Below are 19,550 nucleotides of genomic sequence, written 5' to 3' on the forward strand. Positions count from 1 at the left end.
CAGACATCATATGGCTTGAAAATGACGGTACGATTGCCTTATGATTACCATTTGGTCATCAGGGAAAATTGCCTGTCTTTATTGACGATGTCCAGGTCACGGTTATACGCTGCCGTTGTGATCCGCATCAGTCCCAGGACCGTATGAAACAGATAATCATGAGAAAGCGCATCGGATGACTTTTGACGTAAATCGGCTTTATTAATTTTAAAATTGTCGGAAAACCACATCAGGGACGCGACATGTTTTTGTTCGTCCGGGGCGATCGCGTAGGGCAGTCCATGAAGATAGATCCCATTTTCTCCCAGCGATTCCCCATGATCACTGATGTATATCATGGCGGTTTCAAACTCCGGCGCATTCCGCTTCAGCAGACCAATGACGTTCGACAGAAAATAATCCATATATAATATGCAGTTATCATAAGCGTTACCGATCTCCTCAACGGTGCATTCTTCAACCTGATTCGTCCGGCAGACCGGGGTAAATATCTCAAAGGCGTGGGGATATCGTTTATAATAGGCCGGGCCGTGGTTCCCCAGTTGGTGAAGGATGATGAGGATATCCCCTTCCTTCTGATTTTTAATGTACTCCTGCAGTCCGGAAAGCATTCCCTCGTCATGGCACCCCCTGTCATCACACGCCGGGTTTTTGTCCGGGTGCCGGAAATCCTCATAGGGCACCCGGAGTGCCACCCCTTTGGAACTGGAGTTATTGTCCCGCCATAATATATGGACACCGGCCCGGGCCAGAATATCCAGCAGATTTTCAGTGGTATCTCCTTTTCTCCGCGTGAAGTCTTTTCTTCCAAAACTTGAAAACATGCAGGGGACGGAAATCACTGTTGACGTGCCGCAGGAATACAGGTTGGTAAAGCTGACGATATCCTCTTTTTCCAGCAGAGGCGTGGTCTCCCGGGAATACCCGTTCAAGGACAGCCGGTCGGCCCGGACCGCTTCCCCCACCACCAGGATGATCAGTCTTCGGCCGGTGGCGTCGGTTGCCTTTACCGCGTCTGTTCCGACAGGCGTTATTTCCCCGGTGTGCGCGAAAGCGGTTATCGGTATCAATGCCGCCGTGGCGGCAACCCAGGCGATGGGATTGGCGTAGAACCGCAGTTCCCGGTTGCTTCTGAAAAAAGAGGTGTAAAAGCGGCTGAAGATGAGAAGCAGGCAGACGATCATCATCAGGGAGACGACCGTGCGACCGGTTTTTTGCAACAACTCGGTTACCAGGGTGCCCCGGACAATCGAAGTCTTATAGATCAACACGGACGGCAGCAGCCCCAGAAACACGAAATAGACAATGAGTCTGAGGCTGATAAGGTCAAGCGTTTCATTCACATCCGTGGCCATGATGTTCCGGGCCATGTCCCGATCGATGAAGATGTTGTAGGTATCCATGAAGTAGGCCGCGATGGAGGAGACGGCCAGGAGACCGATCAGTACAGGTTTAATGGTATGTCTCGTACAGATCAGAGAAAGTGCGGCAACCGTCAAGCAGGCAAGCACCAAGGCCAGCGAGCACAAAAACGGTATATTGTTTCCGACAAGCGGATAGCTGTCCGTCGTGTTTTTAAAAAACCGGAAATTGCAAAAAAGGGTCAGAAAAACAGCGGACCCGATGATAAGCTTGCCGGAGGTTATTCGGAAGGTCCGTCTCACGCTGAAGTCTTCCGGTTCATCCGGTTTCTGATTTGTTCAGGCAACGACATCATCAGCGGGGGGCCGCCAGCGCCGGCATAACCCGGCATAAGGCCGTCAGAAGCATCACGATCAACAGCGCTGCGTTCCCCGGTTTGCCCGACATGCCGGAGAAACCACCAGATTGAGAGCACGAAAAGAATGGCGCCCAGCATGTTCAGTCCTACCGCCACGGTCGTGTTCTGTCGCAGCCAGGGCCACGCGTCAGTGATGGCAATCCGCTCGAGGTGATCTTGCGTTTCCTTGACCCCCGGCACCGACACGATCTGCGTGTCGACCGACTTCGGGGTGACATAGACGGTTATGGCATGGTGAAGCGCTTCCCCCGGTCTCTCGACAAGGGCTGCGCCCCCTCCGCCCGTGATGATGTAAGTCGTCCGGCCCCGTTTCGATTGCAGGTAGCCGTGATAATCGCCCGCGAACACGTACTCGATGCCGAGCCGGTCAAAGAGTTCCATGAACGCTTCGGCTCCTTCAAAGGTACGGGCCTTGAAGGTGGGGGATATGGGAGGCGGAATGTGGAAAAAGACGAAGGTGTGGCGGTACCTGCTCAAATCAACGTCCCGGAACCCGGCCAGGAAGTCCAGGCTCTCGTTGTTCGTAAACGGCTCATTGAGAATACGCAGCACGATAAACAGACACTGCCGGTATTCAAAACTGAAGTTACTCGGACCGTAGACTTCCTCGAAACGTTTGATCGGAAAATCGCCGGGACTGACGTCATGATTTCCAACGACATAGAACACAGGAAACGGCAGGGCGTATTCATCATGACATTCAGCGCGGAAATACCGGTGATCATCCTCGGTGCCGCCATACGAGCAGTCCCCGAGCAGAAATGCGAAGTCCAGCGGCATTTTACGCAATTCGACAGCGATTCGCTCGAACGTGCCGATGCTTTTGGTATCCCCGACGACCGCGAATGCAAAAGCCTCCCCTCCCTGCTCATTTTCAAGCAAGGCTCTGTTTGCCGTAAAATTGCCGAACAGCGGCGGCAGAGAAGAGTCGCCTTCTCCCTGGACGGTGATGGTGTACATTTCAAAGATATAGATCAATCCGATCAGGATGGCCGGCAATATCCGGATCACCAAGCCCATGATGCCGGGTTGACGGCGTGCATACTTCTTCATCTGTTTAACCTCATGGGTACGTGACAGCGCTCAAGTTTCGGCATGGATCATACAACCTGAAAATGACGGTACGATTGCCTTATGATTACCATTTGGCAATCATGGGAAAAGCGGGGGACGTTGATTGATCTGAAAACTACATGGGCAGACTGACGATAAACCGGCTGCCTTCATTAACGACGCTGCTGACAACGATGTCGCCGCCGGCCGCACGGGCAATGGCCTGGGCCAGGCTCAAGCCGAGGCCAAGGCCGGGTTCTGAACGGCTGGGATCACATCGATAAAAGCGATCGAAGATTCTGGGCAGATCCGCTTCTGCTATTCCCTGACCGGTATCGGCGACCTCGATACACAGCCACCCTTCTTTGGCGCCGGCCCTGATCCTGACGCTGCCGCCGGGACGGTTGTATTTAATGCCGTTTTCAATCAGATTGGTGATCAGACGCTGAAGCTGGTGACGGTCCCCCTGACAAAACAGGGGCGCGCCCGGAAGGTCGGTCGTCAGGGTAATTCCCTTTTCCCTGGCAATGGGCTCGAACAGTTCGCAGGCCGCCAGAACCAGCGCGTTAACGGCAACCGTTTCCATCTCAAAATGGCCGACGCCGGCTTCAGCCTCGGTAATGTCCAGCATGGTGTTGATCATGTCAATGAGATTGTCGCATTCTTCAACGGTGTCAGCGGCCATATCGCGATAATCCGCCGGTGACCGGTCGCCGACGATGGTCATCTCGGCCTTTCCCCGGATCCTGGCCAGGGGACTTCTTAAGTCGTGGGCGATGTTATCGGTAACTTCCTTCATGCCTTTAATCAGTGCCTGAATACGGTCCAGCATGGCATTAAATGCATCAGCCAGTATCTGTATTTCCAGATGGCTTTTTTTCAGCCGGACCCGCTGATTGTAATCTCCCGCGGCGATCTTGTCGGCGATCAGGGCGACCTCTCCCACGCCGGCCAGAGCTTGCCGGGCAAGAAACCAGCCGATCAGCGCGGACAGGACAAACAACGGAAAGACCGCCAGAAGCAGCAGGCGTTTGAAAATCGACGCGACCTGGTCATGATATAAAAAAGAATCCCCGACCTGAAGCACCAGGCCCTTCCCGATCACTCCGGAGAGCACCCGCAGTCGATGGGGATAGTCGGGAATTTCAACGGTAACGAATGCCTTATCGATATTTTTATTTACCGGGGGGATATGGGCCTGAAGTAATTGGCCGGTCTCAAGCGAGATATTGGAGACCATTTTCAATTCACGGCCGTCGGTCGTCAGCAGTCGGAAAAAAGTATCCTCGACCTCGGAGTCGACTTCGATGACCATGTAACCTTTAACCGCCTCCACCCCTCCTTCGGCCAGAATGGAAGTGAACTCCGTCAGTTCTTCGCCCAGATCGTCATCCATATCCTCGATAATCTGGAAAGCGGTATAATAGTAAAACAGAAACAGCAGCAGCAGCGTCGAACAGACAAATACACCGGCGTACCAGAGCGTCAGGCGGAAGGAGAGACTGCGGCCAAGATCACGGATTCTCTTTGAGAACATAACCGACCCCGCGGATGGTATGGATGAGTTTGTTGTCAAAACCGCTGTCGATCTTTTCCCGCAAACGGCATATCCGGGCTTCCACGACGTTGGTCCGGGGGTTGAAATTATAATCCCAGACATGTTCCATGATCATGGTTTTGGAAATCACCTGTCCGGCGTTACGCATCAGGTATTCCAGCAGGGAAAATTCAAGCGGCTGCAACTCGATGCGAGTTCCGCCGCGTTCAACCCGGCGGGTCCGGATATCCAGGATCAGATCGGCCACCATCAGGCTGGTCGGGGAGGCCGCGCCGCTGGCCCGCCGAATCAGAGCATGGAGGCGGGCCAGCAGTTCTGAAAAAGCGAACGGCTTGATCAGATAGTCGTCGCCGCCGCTCTGCAAGCCGCGAACACGATCATCCACGGTTCTCCTGGCGCTCAAAATCAGGACCGGGGTATTAACGGCCTGAGCTCGCATGGTTTCTATCAGGGTCAGTCCGTCTAATCTCGGCAGCATCAGGTCGATGACGGCCGCGTCGTAGGTTTCGGTCAGGGCCATATGCAGCCCGTCTTCACCATTGTTCAGGCAATCAACCGCAAAACCGGCCTCTTTCAATCCCTGGCTGACGAATTCGACTATTTTGGCGTCGTCTTCAACCAGCAGCAATCGCATCGTTCTCGATTCCTCAATCCTTTCTTTAGCAGTATATCGCACTGGAAGGCTATGTAATGGTTTTTTCTCCAAAAAGGCAACCCCTGACCGAAACATTACCAAATGATAATGATACCATCACATTCCGGTAATACTTTTTTGATAGTAAAAACTAAAAAAATGGTTAGAGTGACAAATTAAGACCGTACCCGTATTAGGCCAGGAAAGGACGTCAGATATGCTGTTGAACCAGAAGATTACCCTTCAGGGAGAAGTTTTGTTCCGGAGACGGGGGACCTACCTCTCTCTCATAGCCGTTCCAATCCTGATAATAGCTTTTTATCAATATCGGCATCCTTTCGGCGGCGATCCCGCCGGTCTGATCTGGACTATCACCTGTTTGGCCGTTTCGCTGACCGGCCTGTCGCTGCGAATTTTTACAGCCGGCTGCCGTCCCAGGCGGACGTCCGGGCGAAACAAGAAAAAAGGCCAGGTGGCCGACGCGCTGAACACATCCGGCGCCTACTCGCTGACGCGGAACCCCCTCTATCTCGCCAATTTCATCGTCATCCTGGGCGTGGTCATGTATTTTTTCCTTTGGTGGCTGGTGGTAATGTACGCCCTGGCGTTCTGGCTCTATTACGAACGCATTATCATGGCGGAAGAAAACTTTCTGAAAAACAAATTCGGAGATGAATATATTCAGTGGGCCGAAACCACCCCTGTTTTTTTTCCGGCCTTCCGCAACTGGCGTCCACCGGTCCTGCCCTTTTCCTGGAAAACCGCCCTGAAGGCCGAGTATCAGACCCTATCGTTAACCGTCGTAGTTTTTATTGCGCTGGAAGTTGTGAGTCATTTCCGCACGGGGCAAAATTTTCTGGCTGAACCGGCCTGGATTGGCCTTATGGCCGTAACGCTGATTTTTTTCACAACCGTAAGATATATTCACAAACGCACGCGCTTTCTGCGCGTGCCCGGCCGATAAACCGGCTTTCTTCTGAAGAACATATCCGCCACAGACCGACGCACGAATCGACCTGCGCGGCCTTCACCAACCCTTTTTGCCTGCTTTTCCCCCTGCACCCTGCACCTTAAACCTTGAACATATATCTTGAACCTTTTCGTAAACTTTTGTCTTGAATCAAAAAGCCGACGGATTTATAAATGTTGGGTCCAAAAATCCGAATCCGCCAAACGATAAAGGAGAGAACGATGCGGCAATTGAAATGGATCGGTTTATTACTGGCGTTAATGATGGTGAACCTGCCTGCTGCCGCTGCGGAAGAGGGAACCCCGCCGGCCGTACCGGTAGCGACGTTTCAGGAAATCACGCATGTCTTTCCGGCGACTCTGGAAGGAGTGGATGTCAGCCACGATTTTGTCATCCGCAACACGGGCGGCGCGCCGTTGATGATCGATGACGTCCAGACCTATTGCGGCTGCGTCAGCGCCTCTTTTCAGGGGGGTATTCCCGCGGGTGGCGAAGGCGCCATTACCATCAAGTTGAGCACCAGCGGATATGGCGGCCGCACCGTTGTCCAGAAAGCCGATGTCTTGACCAATGATCCGGTGAACAAGGCGATTCGCCTTACCATTCAGTGCCCGGTGGATCGGTTCGCGGAAAGCAACCCCAACATGGTTGTCTTCAAGGGACCCCTGGGTTTTGTCATGAAGCAGCAGGTCCAGATTATTCCCGGCGAAAAATACCCCTTTAAAATCACCGGTTCAAAAGCACGGGACGGCAAATATATCCGGTTTGAACTAAAGCAAGCAACGCTGGAGGGAAGAGCCGCTTATATCATCGATGTGGAAAACACCAAAACGGATGTCGGTACCTATCAGGATTTTATCCTTCTTGAAACCGACAACAGCGTCCAGCCCCTGCTGAAGCTCAAGGTATTCGGCGATATCTACGACCCGGCGAAGATATCAACGGATGTCTCCGCCCCGACCGGCACCAAACAGTAGGGGGGCTTCAGGCCGCCTTTGGAAGTCGGATGGATATTGTCCCGGCAGGGGCACGGCCCGCCGTGCCCCTATATTTCGGGGGTGGAGAGAGATACTGCCCCGCCACCCGGAAGACGGCCTTAAGGATTCAATAAGGTCGGCCGTTCCTCCGTGTACGGTCAGTAAGGTCTTGCGGTTAGTCGTCTAAATCAATCGCCCCCTTGGTTTTGGTCTTGCGGGCGGCTTCCTTTTCCTTGTACTCCTGCATGCACGAATCGTCTTTGCCTTTGACCAGGGCGCACTCCACGAATTCGGAGATTTCAATGATGCAGGCGCGGATGGCCTTGCCGGTCGGGGTTTTGGAGTAGCCGCCCAGGTTGCCGGAGAAGGAATTCTTGCTCAAGCCCACGTTCAACCCGCCGGACTTGGCAGTCGCCTCCACCGTCCTGGCAATGGAGATCTCGCCGGTGTTCACGTCGATCAGCTTCAGGTCCACGGCAATGTAAGCCTTTTCCCTCTCCCCGCCCAGGGAGATGCCCTTGATATTGATTCCGCCGCCGGTACCGCTGGTGTCCGACTCAAAGGCGGAAACGGTGGCCGCGACCAGGTACTGGGCGCCTTTTAATTTGCCCATCTTGGCCTTGGTCTGGCTGTTGACCCGGCCGGATGCGCCCAGATCCTGTTCGCCCAGGACGGCATCGATCTCCTGTCTTTCCAGCACGGAAAAAGATTCCATGGCTACGAGTTCAGCCGACAGCATGTCCGCCAGCTCGGTACCCGTGGACCCGGTCCACCAGCCGGCGCTGGTGTTGTTGGTGAATCTTAAGACCCCCAAACGCGGCTTGTCAGCGGCAAAACCGGACGATACCAGCACTAAAACCATGACACACAGAGCAGCGGCAAACCATTTTTTCATTGGACTACCTCCTTAATTGATTAGATATATTATTGAAAACAACTGTTTATATTTAAAAGGGAGCTGACGGATCAAGTCGTCAGATGATCATGCCTTATATCAGTTTACGATCGGAGTGTCAATTTTTTAGTAGAAACGGCCATGGGTAATCCGATGGTATATCTGGGGCGGCCTTCAGGCCGTTTTCCGGTGTCGGGAAAAAGGCGGCATGGGGGAGGATCAGAGTTTGACCGGTAGGGGCCCGGCGCGCCGTGCCCCTACACCGCAGGCGGACTGAATGTTTTCCCAACAGAGGTTATTTTCCCCTTTACGAATAGTCAACCAAGCCCGTATCCGAGACACCTCGCCAAAAACTATGGGGGTGTCTCGAATCTTCGGTGAAAAATACCATTTTGTGGTTGCTATTTTATAAAAAATGTATAAAAAAGAAAATGATTGTGATTGCGTAATGAACCATAAAACGGGGTCGGTCTCATGAAATACTGGCGTGAGCCTCTGGATTCAAATGAAATCGTCGTGTCCAGGGGAAAAGTGATCATTATCGCGGATCGATGCAAGGGTTGCGGGTACTGCATCGAATTCTGCCCCCGGGAGGTGCTGGCGTTCTCCCCGGACTACAATATAAAAGGATACCATCCGCCGGTGGTCAGGAATGATGACTGCCTGAACTGCCATTACTGTGAACTGCTGTGTCCGGAATTCGCCATCTACTCGGTGGAAGACCCCCTGCCGCCGGCGGCGGACGCCCATTCTGAAACTTAAGGTTTTTGTTTAAATAACAACCAAAAAATACTGATTATACTATGAAACCATCCGTCCTAACCGGAGAGCACTTTATCAACGGTGATTTTGCCTGCGCCGAAGGCGCTATTGCCGCGGGCTGCAAGTTTTTCGGGGCCTATCCCATCACCCCGGCCACGGAAGTGGCCGAGCGCATGTCCGAGCGGCTGCCGGATGTGGGCGGCACCTTTGTCCAGATGGAGGACGAAATCGCCGCCATGACCTCCATCCTGGGGGCCGCCTGGACCGGCGTCAAGACCATGACCGCCACCTCGGGCCCGGGCTTCAGCCTGATGATGGAAACCGTGGGCCTGGCCGTGGTCACCGAAACCCCCTGCGTGGTGGTCAACATCCAGCGCGCCGGTCCTTCCACCGGTCTGCCCACCATGGGCGCCCAGGCCGACATGATGCAGGTCCGCTGGGGCTCCCACGGGGACTATGAGATCATCGCCATCGCGCCCTCTTCGCCCCAGGAGATGTTCGACCTGACCATCGAAGCCTTCAACCTGAGCGAAACCTATCGGGTGCCGGTTTTCATCATGTCCGACGAGATCGTGGGCCACATGAGCGAAAAGGTCGTCATTCCGGCGGCCCAGACCGTGAAAACCGTGGACCGCAAGAAACCAACCGGCCGCAAAAAAGGCTACCTGCCCTATCATCCCGACGAGAACGGCGTGCCGCCCATGCCGGCCATCGGCGACGGCTACAATATCCATGTCACCGGTCTGACCCACGACGAGCGGGGCTACCCGGTCATGTCCGTGGAGGCCCAGAAGGATATGGTCACCCGCCTGGTGAACAAGATCCGCCGTAACCGGGACAAGATCATCCGCACGGAAGGCTACCTGTTAAAAGACGCCGAAATCATTATTGTCTCCTACGGCGTTTCGGCCCGGACCAGCTACACGGCCGTGGACGAGGCCCGCAGGCTGGGCATCAAGGCCGGTCTGCTGCGGCTGATCACCGTCTGGCCTTTCCCGGACGACACCATCCGCAAGCTGGCGGAAAAAGCCAGAGGCTTTGTGACCGTGGAAATCAACATGGGGCAGATCAGCCGCGAAGTGGAGCGCTGCGCCGGCGGCAAGGCCCCCTGCCACCTGGTCGGCCACACCGGCGGAACAGTCATAACGCCTGATGAAGTCATCAACCTGATCAAAGAGGCATTTTAATATGGGCGCCAAAAAACAACCGGTGCATCCGCTGGAAGATCTTATCCGCGTGGACCGACTTCCCCACATCTGGTGTCCGGGATGCGGGGTTGGCTCGGTTTTTTCAAGCTGCCTTGAGGCTATCAAAGCCACCGGCATCGACTATCGTAAATTCACCATGGTCTCCGGCATCGGCTGCTCCGGAAGGGGCGCGGGTTACATCAACCTGGACTCCTTCCACACCACCCACGGCCGCGCCATCCCTTTTGCCAGCGGCATCAAGATGGCCAAACCGGACTTGAACGTCATTGTTTTCTCCGGCGACGGGGACCTGTTCGCCATCGGCGGCAACCATTTTATTCACGCCGCCCGTCGCAACACGGACATCACCGTCATCTGCATCAACAACCTGATTTACGGCATGACCGGCGGCCAGGTGGCGGCCACCACGCCCAACCGGGCCAAGACCGCCACCACGCCCTACGGCAACCCGGAGACGCCCTTCAACCTGCCGCTGCTGGCGGCCGCTTCGGGCGCGACCTACGTGGCCCGGTGGACCATGATTCACGTCCGGGACCTGATTCATTCGATCATGGAGGCGCTCAACCATCACGGCTTTGCCTTCATTGAGGTGCTCTCGCCCTGCCCCATCAACTACGGCCGGCGGAACAAGGAGCCCTCGACCCAGACGCTGAAAAATTTCCAGGACAAAACCATCATCAAAAACGGCGCCGACCCGGCCACCCTGAGCATGAGCGTTGCCGAAGGCATCACCCTGGGCAAATTCGTCCACAAGGAGATGCCGACCCAGGATGAGTGCTATGCCAAGGTTTGTTTGGGGGAGAAGTGATTAAGTGGTTAAGTAATTAAGTTTTAAGTGATTAAGTTTTAAGTGTTAAGTGTTAAGTGGTTAGGTGATTAAAAGGCAAAGGGAACCTTTTTAACCCTTGAGCCCATAAAACCCTAAAACTTAACCACTTAAAACTTAACACTTAAAACTTAATCACTTAAAACTTAATCACTTAAAACTTAAAACTTAATCACTTAAAACTTTTATTTCTATTTTCAATAGGATACGGAAGCAAAGCATGAACAAGAAAAAGGACATAATACGGAAAGAAATCGTCGTCACCGGCTTCGGCGGCCAGGGCATCGTGCTGGCCGGCAAGATCCTGGGACAGGCGGCGGCCCTGGGCGACAAGAAAGAGAGCACCCTGGTCCAGTCCTACGGCCCGGAATCCCGGGGCGGGGCCTGTTCGGCCCAGGTGATCGTCTCGGACACGGTCATCCAATACCCGTACATCAAGACGCCCGACGTGCTGGTGTGCATGTCCCAGTCCGCCTACGACAAGCACAAGGATTCCCTCAAACCCGAAGGCCAGCTCCTGGTCGACCGCGACCTGGTCAAGCCCGACGGCAGCCGGGAGTTCTTCGCCATCCCCTCCACCCGCATGGCCGAAGAGATGGGCAAAAAGATGATGGCCAACATCATCATGGTCGGGTTCACCGTGGCCATCACCGGCGCCATTTCCGAAGCCGCGACCCGGGACGCCGTCACCGCCTCGGTGCCCAGGGGGACGGAGAAAACCAACATCCAGGCCTTTACCAAGGGCTTTGAATACGGCCAGTCCCTGCTCAAGGGGCGGGAACGCAAGGCCTCGGGCCAGACGGGGGTGATCTGATGAAACGGGAAAAGGAACGCCTGCAGCGGGTGCTGGTCATCGGGGCGACGCCGGCGGGGATCGCGGCGGTCAACAAGCTCGGCGAACTGGGCGTGCCCGTGACCCTGGTGGACCGGGACGGCGATCTGGACGCCCGGCTGGGCGCGGACCACTGGCGCTTGCCCTCGGGAACGCCGCTGAACCACGCCCATCGGCCGGGGCTCCTGCGGATCCTGCGCAATCCCGGCATCCGGTCCCTGTTTCCGGCCCGGGTGGCCGCCATCAAGCACAGCCACCAGGGCTTCCGGGTCGATGTCCGGACCGAACCGACCTATGTCGACGCCGACCTCTGCGTTCTCTGCGGCCGCTGCGTGCAGGTCTGCCCGGTCAACTGCGACGGCCGCAAGGCCATCGGGTTTGCCGGCCGCCATAGCCTGCCCGGCGGGGCCGTTATCGACAAGCGGCGCCTGCCCCTGTGCCGGGAAGGCTGCCCCCTGGGCGTCAATGTCCAGGGATACGTGGCCCTGGCGGCAGCCGGGCGTTTTGCCGAAGCTCTGGACCTGGTCCGGCAGCGGAACGTGCTGCCCGGCATCTGCGGCCGCATCTGCACCCATCCCTGCGAAGAAGCCTGCCGCCGTAACGAACAGGACCAGGCCGTGGCCATCCGCGACATCAAGCGGTTTCTGGCTGATGAAGAAATCCGGCACGGCGCCGCCGGGAAAACGGATGCGCCCAGGCCGCCGGAACGCGCCGAAAAAATCGCCGTCATCGGCTCCGGCCCGGCCGGCTTGGCGGCCGCCGCCGAACTGGCCCGCCAGGGCTGCCGGGTGACGGTTTATGAAAAAGAGCAGCAGGCCGGCGGCCTGCTGCGTTACGGCATCGGCCCCCACCGCCTGCCCCGGAACATCCTGGACCTGGAACTGGCCTGGATCGAAGGGCTGGGCGTGACATTCGTCCTGGGCCGGAACATCGATTTTAAGAAAGACCTGCCCGGTCTGGCCAAAGATCATGACGCGGTCCTGGTGACGGCCGGCACCTGGGCCGACCGCAAGCTGGACGCCCCGGGCGAAGACCTGGAAGGCGTCGAGGGGTGCCTGGATTTTCTGCCGCGCCTCTACCGGGGGGAAATCAAGCGCCTCAAAGAAAAGATCGCCGTCATCGGCGACGGCAACGCCGCCTTTGACCTGGCCCGGGCCCTGGTCCGCATCGGCGCCGAGGTGACCATCGTCTCCTGGTTCGACGCCGACAGCATCCCGGCCGACCCGGCCGAATACGCCGGCGCCCTGGCCGAAGGCGTCAAGCTGCATCCCGGCGCCCGGGTGATCGCCTTTGAAGGCGAAAAAGGCCGCCTGCGCCGGCTGGTCTGCCGCCCCACCCAACCCGGTCCGGCCGACGACCGGGGCATTTGCTGGCCGGTGGTGGTCAAGGGCAGCGAGGCCTATCCCCTCGAGTTTGACCGGGCCGTGGTGGCCATCGGCCAGACCGGACCCTGGACGGCCGGCAATGTCGGCGGGCTGAAGGTCTCCGACCGGGGGCTGATCGCGGTGGACGAAAACCGGAAGACCGGGCTGAAAAACGTCTTTGCCGCCGGCGACGCCGTCACCGGCTACTCCTCGGTGGTGCAGGCCATGGCCGAGGGCCGGGCCGCGGCCGTAAAGATCCTGGAAAGCGTCTGCGGCCTGGTCATCGATGACCCGGCTGGCGCCCGACCGGCCGACCGTGATTTTCCACCCCTTCCCCAGGGGATGCCCCCCTGCCCCCGGACCGCCATGCCGGAATTGAAACCGTCCGAGCGCAAAGGCAATTTCGAGGAAGTGGCCCGGGGACTCACGGAAGCGCAGATCAAACTGGAAGCCGGGCGCTGCCTGCAGTGCGGCGTCTGTTCCGAGTGCATGGAGTGCGTGACCGCCTGCGGCCCCATCAACGCCCTGCGCCACGATGAAACCTGGGAAACCGTTTTCGAGCAGGTCGGCGCCATTATCATCGCCGACCCGGAGCAGGCCCCGCCGGTCCGGGGGGACGACATCATCCGCGCCTACGGGCCGAACACCTCCCGGGCCGACGTCCCGGCCATGATGACGCGCGGCTACGCCGCCGCCGCCCGGGCCATGACCATGCTCGGGGACACCTCCTCCCGCCAGCGCCGTGGAAAGGGCGTGGCCTTCACCCCGCCCGATCCCGGGCTGTCGCCGGCCATCCGCATCGGTGTTTTCTTTTGCACCTGCAACCGGTCCCTGGGATGGCTTCCGGAATTCGACGATTACGCCCGCGCCCTGGCCGACCGGCCGGACATCGTTCACGTGGAAACCATGCCCTCGGCCTGCGTGCCCGACGGCATCAGCCGCATCCTCCGGACTGTCCGCGAAAAAGGCATCACCCGCCTGGTGCTTACCTCGTGCGTCTGCTGCCCCCTGGATTTTGTCTGCAGCGCCTGCACCGACCAGCGCAGCCGGCTGAAAAAAGGGCTGTTCACCGCCACCGGCATCAGCCGGTCCATGGTGACCACCTTCAATCTCCGGGGAGAAGTGCTCAACCTGATCGCCTCCTCGCCGGAAACGGCCGTCCGCCGGTTCGAAGGCATGACCGACCGGGCCATCCGCCGTTCCCGTCATCTCAAGCCCTTCACCTCGCCGGCCCGCAACTACAACTTCACCACCGCCGTCATCGGCGAATCCGAGGCGGCCGTGGAAAGCGCCCGGGTCCTCTCCCGGCTGGGCCTGGACGTGTTCATGTTCGGGACCAAAGACAAGCCGCTGTCCGACCGGCACGGTGACGTGGACGTGCTCCGTTTCGAAGGTTCGACGGCCATGCGCGTATCCGGCAGCCTGGGTGATTACCATATCCTGGTGCGCCTGGGTGACGGTCAGGAACAGGAGTTCCAGGCCGGCGCCGTCATCTTCGGGGACAAAAACCCGGAGGCGGTACCGTTCCTTCGCCAGACCGAGCTTCCCGGCCGGGGGATTTCGGCCGCCATGCAGCGGCCCGGCGTCACCGGCATACCGTTTTATTATCCCGGCATGACCTCCATGTCCGGCCTTTTCGTGGCCGACCCGCCGGGGATCGAGGTGTCCACCCGCCAGAAAGGCGCGGCGGCGGCCATCCTGGCGGCGGCGGTCATGCCCCGGGGGCCGCGGCAGAGCAAGGGCTACAACGTGTCCATCGACGCCGGCCGCTGCCGGTTCTGCGGCCGCTGCATCCACGTCTGCCCCTACCAGGCCATCGTCGCCCGCATGAACGATTACGGCAACTGGCACGCGGCCGTGGATGAAACCCTGTGCAAGGGGTGCGGCAACTGCATCTCCGTCTGCCCCTCCAACGCCGCCGACAGTCCCTACCGCGACCAGCAGTTTTTAGAACAGACGCTGGAGGAAATTTTACTTAAATAAAGTTTTAAAGTGTTAAGTTTTAAGTATTAAGTATTAAGTGTTAAGTATTAAGTATTAAGTTTTAAGAGTTAAGGTTTAAGTTTGAGGTTGTGGATAGCATGAACAGCAGGAAAGAATTTAGAAAGCCTGAAAAATGAACAACCATTTGAAAACAACACATCATTTTTTAAATATGTGCAGTCATGTCACCCCGGGCCTAACTTCTAACACTTAACACTTAAAACTTAACACTTAACACTTAACACTTAACACTTAATACTTAACACTTAATACTTAACACTTAAAACTTAAAACTATCTGCTTATAAGGAACAACCGTGGCAAAGACACCGACAGACAATAAAGGAAAAGATATCAGTATAATTCTTTTTTTATGCAACTGGAGCCCTCATTCCGCCTATCACGCGCTGCTGGATCAGGGCTACGCCATGCCGGCCCAGATGCGCATGATCCGCATTCCCTGCACCGGTCGGATCACCAAGGCCCTGCTGTTCAAGGCCTTCGAGATGGGCGCCGACGGCGTGGCCCTGCTGGGCTGCAAGTCCGGCACCTGCCGTTACGGCTCCGGTACCGACGCCGCCACCAACAACACCGAGGACACGCGAAAAATCCTCGATCTGGCCGGGATCGGGCCAGAGCGCATGAAGATGGCGACCTTCTATCCGGATGAAACCGTGGCCCTGAAAGAGTTCCTGGAGACCTTCCGCGATGAAATCATCGCCCTGGGCAAAAGCCCGGTGGTCCCGTCCGGCGGCCTGCGGCTGGAAGACCGCACCGCCCTGCCCCCGTTCGCGGAGATTCTGACCCGCTACAATGCCTACGAGTGCCAGGACTGCGGCAAGTGCACCGCCTCCTGCCCCCTGGCCTTGAGCGGACGCCCCTTTTCCCCCCGGGCCCTGGTCGGGGCCATCATCGCGGGAGAGGCCGAAAAGGTCAACAACGACATCTGGGCCTGCCTGACCTGCGGCATCTGTTATGACCGCTGCCCTTCGGGCGTCAATTTTCCGGATTTCGTGCGGGACGTCCGCTGCGAGTTGATCGGCAGCGGCGAACGCCATGCCACCCACGGCGGCTTCTTCCAGTCCCTGATGCGGGCCATGACCTCGCCGGACCTGCGAACCCGACGATGGGGAGGTCTGCCTGAAAGCGTTAAAACCGACCCGGATTCACCGATTCTCTTCTTCGGCGGCTGCGCCCCTTTTTTTGACGCTTTTTTCCGCAAGCACACCGGCGTGGGCACTACCGGCATCCTGGAGGACAGCCTGCGGCTGCTGAACTTTTTCGACATCCGGCCAGCCGTTCTGGAACATGAACGCTGCTGCGGCCACGACCTGCTCTGGTCCGGGGACCGCGAGAATTTCTTAAAGCTCGCCCGGCTCAATGTCGAAGCCATCCGGACCAGGAGGACGCAGGAAGTCATCACGGCCTGCCCGGAATGCTGGCGCACCCTGGCCGTGGATTATCCCGCCCACGGGATCGACATTGGTTTCAAGGTCACCCACCTGTACGAGATTCTGGCCGAAAAGATTGAAAACGGGGCATTTTCCTTCAAGCCCCTGGAGCGGCGCTTCACCTTCCAGGACTCCTGCCGCATGAACCGGTTTGAACAATTACGGGACCTGCCCCGGCGGCTGATCCAACGGATCGCGCCGGACGCTTTTGCCGAAATGAAAGACCACGGCGCTTCGTCCATCTGCTGCGGTAACTGCGCCTGGATCGGGTGCGACGCTTTCAGCAAGGCCATGCAGGTCAACCGCCTGGGCCAGGCCCATGCCTCCGGCGCGGAGCTTCTGGTGACGGCCTGCCCCAAATGCCAGGTTCACCTGCGCTGCGCCATGGAAGACCCCCTGCGGGGCGAAGAGCTGGAAATGGAGATGATGGACCTGACCGGGGTCATCGCGCGAACGTTGAAATGGGAATAATTTCAGGCCGCCTTGATGTTGTTTTGAATGCTGTAAAAACAGAATCGATAAGGTCGAAAAACCGCATATATATGTCATTTCGAGCGCAGCGAGAAATCTCGAAAAAATAATATTACAGAAAAACGAGATTGCTCGCTGCGCTCAAAATGACAAATCGACCGACCTCGATCTTACGATTGCATCAGAATTGAAGAAGAGTGAAAACACCTGAAAAGGAACTCAATATGAAAGAAGAAAAAACAGCGCCCGTCGTCGTGTCAAAGGACCAGCCGCGGATCGGGGTTTATGTCTGCCGCTGCGGACTGAACATCGCCCAGACCGTGGACTGCGCCGGCGTGGCCAGAACAGCCGCGGGCCTTGACGGCGTCCGCGTGGCCAAGGAAATCACTTATGCCTGCTCCGAGCCCGGCCAGGCGGAGATCGTCGAGGACATCCGGGACAACAACCTGAACCGCATCGTGGTGGCCTCCTGCTCGCCGCGCCTGCACGAGCCCACCTTCCGGCAGATGTTGAAGAAAGCGGGCTTGAACCCCTACCTGCTGGAAATGGCCAACCTGCGCGAGCAGTGCAGCTGGGTACATATGAAGCAGCCGGCCGAAGCCACGGCCAAGGCCGAAGACCTGGTCCGCATGGCCGTGGCCCGGGCGAGCCGCCTGTGGTCCCTGACCGAGGAAGTGCTGCCCATGACCAAGCGAACCCTGGTGGTCGGCGGCGGCGTGGCCGGCATCCAGGCCGCCCTGGACCTGGCCGACAACGGCTACGAGGTCTTCCTGGTGGAAAAGAACCCGTCTATCGGCGGGATGATGGCCCAGCTGGACAAGACCTTCCCCACCATGGACTGCTCCATCTGAATACTGGGGCCGAAAATGGCGGATGTCGGTCGACATCCCAACATCACGCTGCTGACCGCAAGTGAAGTAATCGACGTCAAAGGTTACGTCGGTAATTTTGATGTGCGCATCCGGAAAAAATCCAAATTCGTCATCGAAAAGGAGTGTACCGCCTGCGGCGACTGCGCCAAGGCCTGCCCGGTGGTCTATCCCGATGAGTTCAACGCCGGTTTGGGCTCCCGCAAGGCCATTTACATCCCCTTCCCCCAGGCGGTGCCGGCCTCGTACCTGATCAACATGCAGGAGTGCCTGGGCCACGGCTGTACCCGCTGCGCCGATGCCTGCGAGAAGCACTGCATCGATTTTCACCTGTCCGACGAGGAGATCAACGTGCGCGTGGGCACCATCGTCGTGGCCACGGGCATGGAGTCGTATGATCCGCGGGAAATGGACGAATACGGCTACACCCGCTTTAACAACATCGTCACCAGCGTCGAGTTCGAGCGCCTGGTCAACGCCGGCGGCCCGACCAAAGGAACCCTGGTGCGCCCGGGCGACCGCAAGCATCCCAGATCCGTGGGCTTTATCCAGTGCGTCGGATCACGCTCCCGGCGCAAGGGCGGCGTTTACTGTTCCAACATCTGCTGCATGAACACCATCAAGAGCACCCTGGTGTTAAAGGAGCACGATCCGGATATCGACATTACCGTTTTTTATATCGACATCCGCGCCTTCGGCAAAGGCTTCGAGGATCTCTACAACCGGAGCCGCGCCCTGGGCGTGCGCTATGTCCGGGGGCTGCCCGGCAACGTCGAAGAGACCGCCGACGGCGGCCTGCGAGTGGCCGTGGAGAACACCGCCAGCGGCAAAATCGAATTTCATGATCTGGACATGCTGGTGCTGGCCGTGGGCATGCAGCCCACGGCGGGCGCCCGCAAGCTCCAGGAGATGCTGGGCCTGCAGCTCACGCCCGACGGTTTCTTTCTGGAGGCCCATCCCAAGCTCCAGCCGGTGGACGCCGCCACCCGGGGCATCTTCTACGCCGGGTGCGCCGAAGGTCCCAAGGATATCAAGGAGAGCGTCACCCAGGCCTCGGCGGCCGCGGGCCGGGCCATCCGGCTCATGCACCGGGGCGTAATCCTGTCCGAACCCATCACCTCGGAGGTCGTCGCCGAGCACTGCAAGTGCTGCGGCAAATGCGCCGAAGTCTGCCCCTATAATGCCATTACGGTGGACGTGAAGAAGAAGATCCCGGCCGTGGTCAACAAGGCGGCCTGCGCCGGCTGCGGCACCTGCGCCGCCGAGTGCGTTTTCGGGGCCATTGTCATGAACCACTTCACCGACGAGCAGATATTAAGCCAGAGCGACGCCCTGCTGGCCGACAACCCGGCCGACAAAATCCTGACCTTTGCCTGCAACTGGTGCTCTTATGCCGGGGCCGACTATGCCGGCGTCTCCCGGCTCCAGTACCCGCCCAACGCCCGCCTCATCCGGACCATGTGCTCCGGCCGGGTGGACGAGAAGTTCGTCTGGCACGCCTTTGCCAAGGGCGCGCCGGTGGTGCTGATTTCCGGGTGCCACATCGGCGACTGCCATTACATCAACGCCAACCACTGGACGGAAAAGCGGGTGGAGAAGATGCACCGCAAGATGGAGAAACTCGGCCTCCGGCCGGAACGGCTCCAGCTGGAATGGATCAGCGCCGCCGAAGGCGTGCGCTTCGCCAACGTCATGCAGAAGATGGAAGAGATCCGCCGGTCCGTGACGCCTGACGAGATCGCTGACACCATCCGCATCATCAGCGCCCGGGAGTAACGGCCGGCCGGCAGATCAAATGTTTTTAAACTGGCCGGGAATGATGCCCGAATTATCTCGTCTCAAAAAGGATGCCCCCCTGCCGGGAGGCGTCCTTTTCTTTTCTGTCGCTCCTTACAGAAATCGGTCCAAAAGGTAACTT

At 57.9% G+C, this 19,550-nt stretch carries 14 protein-coding genes; 9 read left to right on the forward strand and 5 right to left on the reverse strand.

The genetic code is table 11. From position 1 onward, the window contains the following. Window positions 1-44: 44 nt before the first annotated feature. From AB1724_08415 to AB1724_08430, 4 genes are all read right to left on the reverse strand, one after another. Window positions 45-1,664, reverse strand: a complete 1,620-nt coding sequence (locus tag AB1724_08415; GenBank protein ID MEW6077820.1) for a phosphoethanolamine--lipid A transferase — start codon at window positions 1,662-1,664, stop codon at window positions 45-47. After that, a complete protein-coding gene (locus AB1724_08420; GenBank protein MEW6077821.1) occupies window positions 1,661-2,833 on the reverse strand; it encodes a metallophosphoesterase in 1,173 nt (390 codons plus the stop codon). The genes AB1724_08415 and AB1724_08420 overlap by 4 nt, the downstream gene beginning before the upstream one ends. A gap of 136 nt (window positions 2,834-2,969) precedes the next feature. Next, entirely contained in the window at window positions 2,970-4,370 is a 1,401-nt protein-coding gene (locus AB1724_08425; GenBank protein ID MEW6077822.1) for an ATP-binding protein, read from the reverse strand. After that, window positions 4,348-5,025 (reverse strand): winged helix-turn-helix domain-containing protein, encoded by a 678-nt coding sequence (locus AB1724_08430; protein MEW6077823.1) that lies wholly within the window; start codon window positions 5,023-5,025, stop codon window positions 4,348-4,350. The genes AB1724_08425 and AB1724_08430 overlap by 23 nt, the downstream gene beginning before the upstream one ends. 217 nt (window positions 5,026-5,242) lie before the next feature. Between AB1724_08430 and AB1724_08435 the strand changes: the two genes are divergently transcribed. Both AB1724_08435 and AB1724_08440 read left to right on the forward strand, forming a co-directional pair. Next, window positions 5,243-5,989, forward strand: coding sequence for an isoprenylcysteine carboxylmethyltransferase family protein (locus tag AB1724_08435; GenBank protein ID MEW6077824.1), 747 nt, complete (start codon window positions 5,243-5,245; stop codon window positions 5,987-5,989). A gap of 227 nt (window positions 5,990-6,216) precedes the next feature. Then, a complete protein-coding gene (locus AB1724_08440) occupies window positions 6,217-6,972 on the forward strand; it encodes a DUF1573 domain-containing protein (GenBank protein MEW6077825.1) in 756 nt (251 codons plus the stop codon). A 175-nt stretch (window positions 6,973-7,147) separates the two neighbouring features. Here AB1724_08440 and AB1724_08445 read toward each other — a convergent pair whose 3' ends face one another. Further along, the gene (locus AB1724_08445; protein ID MEW6077826.1) at window positions 7,148-7,867 is read right to left on the reverse strand and encodes a CsgG/HfaB family protein; all 720 of its coding nucleotides are present in this window, start codon (window positions 7,865-7,867) and stop codon (window positions 7,148-7,150) included. Between the two features lie 474 nt (window positions 7,868-8,341). Here AB1724_08445 and AB1724_08450 point away from each other — a divergent pair, with 474 nt between their 5' ends. The 7 genes from AB1724_08450 (at window position 8,342) to hdrA2 (ending at window position 19,408) form a co-directional block, all read left to right on the forward strand. Continuing rightward, a complete protein-coding gene (locus AB1724_08450) occupies window positions 8,342-8,629 on the forward strand; it encodes a 4Fe-4S dicluster domain-containing protein (protein MEW6077827.1) in 288 nt (95 codons plus the stop codon). 41 nt (window positions 8,630-8,670) lie between these two features. Continuing rightward, window positions 8,671-9,816 (forward strand): 2-oxoacid:acceptor oxidoreductase subunit alpha, encoded by a 1,146-nt coding sequence (locus tag AB1724_08455; protein MEW6077828.1) that lies wholly within the window; start codon window positions 8,671-8,673, stop codon window positions 9,814-9,816. A gap of 1 nt (window position 9,817) precedes the next feature. After that, a complete protein-coding gene (locus AB1724_08460) occupies window positions 9,818-10,645 on the forward strand; it encodes a thiamine pyrophosphate-dependent enzyme (GenBank protein ID MEW6077829.1) in 828 nt (275 codons plus the stop codon). 238 nt (window positions 10,646-10,883) lie between these two features. After that, on the forward strand, window positions 10,884-11,477 hold the full coding sequence (locus AB1724_08465) for a 2-oxoacid:acceptor oxidoreductase family protein (protein ID MEW6077830.1): 594 nt from the start codon (window positions 10,884-10,886) through the stop codon (window positions 11,475-11,477). Continuing rightward, window positions 11,477-14,842: an FAD-dependent oxidoreductase gene (locus AB1724_08470; protein ID MEW6077831.1), complete on the forward strand. Its 3,366-nt coding sequence runs from the start codon at window positions 11,477-11,479 to the stop codon at window positions 14,840-14,842. The genes AB1724_08465 and AB1724_08470 overlap by 1 nt, the downstream gene beginning before the upstream one ends. A gap of 316 nt (window positions 14,843-15,158) precedes the next feature. After that, window positions 15,159-16,763 (forward strand): hydrogenase iron-sulfur subunit, encoded by a 1,605-nt coding sequence (locus tag AB1724_08475; GenBank protein MEW6077832.1) that lies wholly within the window; start codon window positions 15,159-15,161, stop codon window positions 16,761-16,763. 224 nt (window positions 16,764-16,987) lie between these two features. Beyond that, window positions 16,988-19,408, forward strand: a complete 2,421-nt coding sequence (hdrA2, locus tag AB1724_08480) for a CoB-CoM heterodisulfide reductase HdrA2 (protein ID MEW6077833.1) — start codon at window positions 16,988-16,990, stop codon at window positions 19,406-19,408. The last annotated feature ends 142 nt before the right edge of the window (window positions 19,409-19,550 follow it).

This window comes from Thermodesulfobacteriota bacterium (assembly GCA_040753795.1).
Taxonomy (GTDB): domain Bacteria; phylum Desulfobacterota; class Desulfobacteria; order Desulfobacterales; family Desulfosudaceae; genus JBFMDX01.

Excerpts from the sequence above, each read along its gene's own strand:
- AB1724_08420 (MEW6077821.1), bottom strand. The coding sequence starts at position 2,833 with ATGAAGAAGTATGCACGCCGTCAACCCGGCATCATGGGCTTGGTGATC.
- AB1724_08425 (MEW6077822.1), bottom strand. The coding sequence starts at position 4,370 with ATGTTCTCAAAGAGAATCCGTGATCTTGGCCGCAGTCTCTCCTTCCGC.
- AB1724_08430 (MEW6077823.1), bottom strand. The coding sequence starts at position 5,025 with ATGCGATTGCTGCTGGTTGAAGACGACGCCAAAATAGTCGAATTCGTC.
- AB1724_08435 (MEW6077824.1), top strand. The coding sequence starts at position 5,243 with ATGCTGTTGAACCAGAAGATTACCCTTCAGGGAGAAGTTTTGTTCCGG.
- AB1724_08440 (MEW6077825.1), top strand. The coding sequence starts at position 6,217 with ATGCGGCAATTGAAATGGATCGGTTTATTACTGGCGTTAATGATGGTG.
- AB1724_08445 (MEW6077826.1), bottom strand. The coding sequence starts at position 7,867 with ATGAAAAAATGGTTTGCCGCTGCTCTGTGTGTCATGGTTTTAGTGCTG.
- AB1724_08450 (MEW6077827.1), top strand. The coding sequence starts at position 8,342 with ATGAAATACTGGCGTGAGCCTCTGGATTCAAATGAAATCGTCGTGTCC.
- AB1724_08455 (MEW6077828.1), top strand. The coding sequence starts at position 8,671 with ATGAAACCATCCGTCCTAACCGGAGAGCACTTTATCAACGGTGATTTT.
- AB1724_08460 (MEW6077829.1), top strand. The coding sequence starts at position 9,818 with ATGGGCGCCAAAAAACAACCGGTGCATCCGCTGGAAGATCTTATCCGC.
- AB1724_08465 (MEW6077830.1), top strand. The coding sequence starts at position 10,884 with ATGAACAAGAAAAAGGACATAATACGGAAAGAAATCGTCGTCACCGGC.
- AB1724_08470 (MEW6077831.1), top strand. The coding sequence starts at position 11,477 with ATGAAACGGGAAAAGGAACGCCTGCAGCGGGTGCTGGTCATCGGGGCG.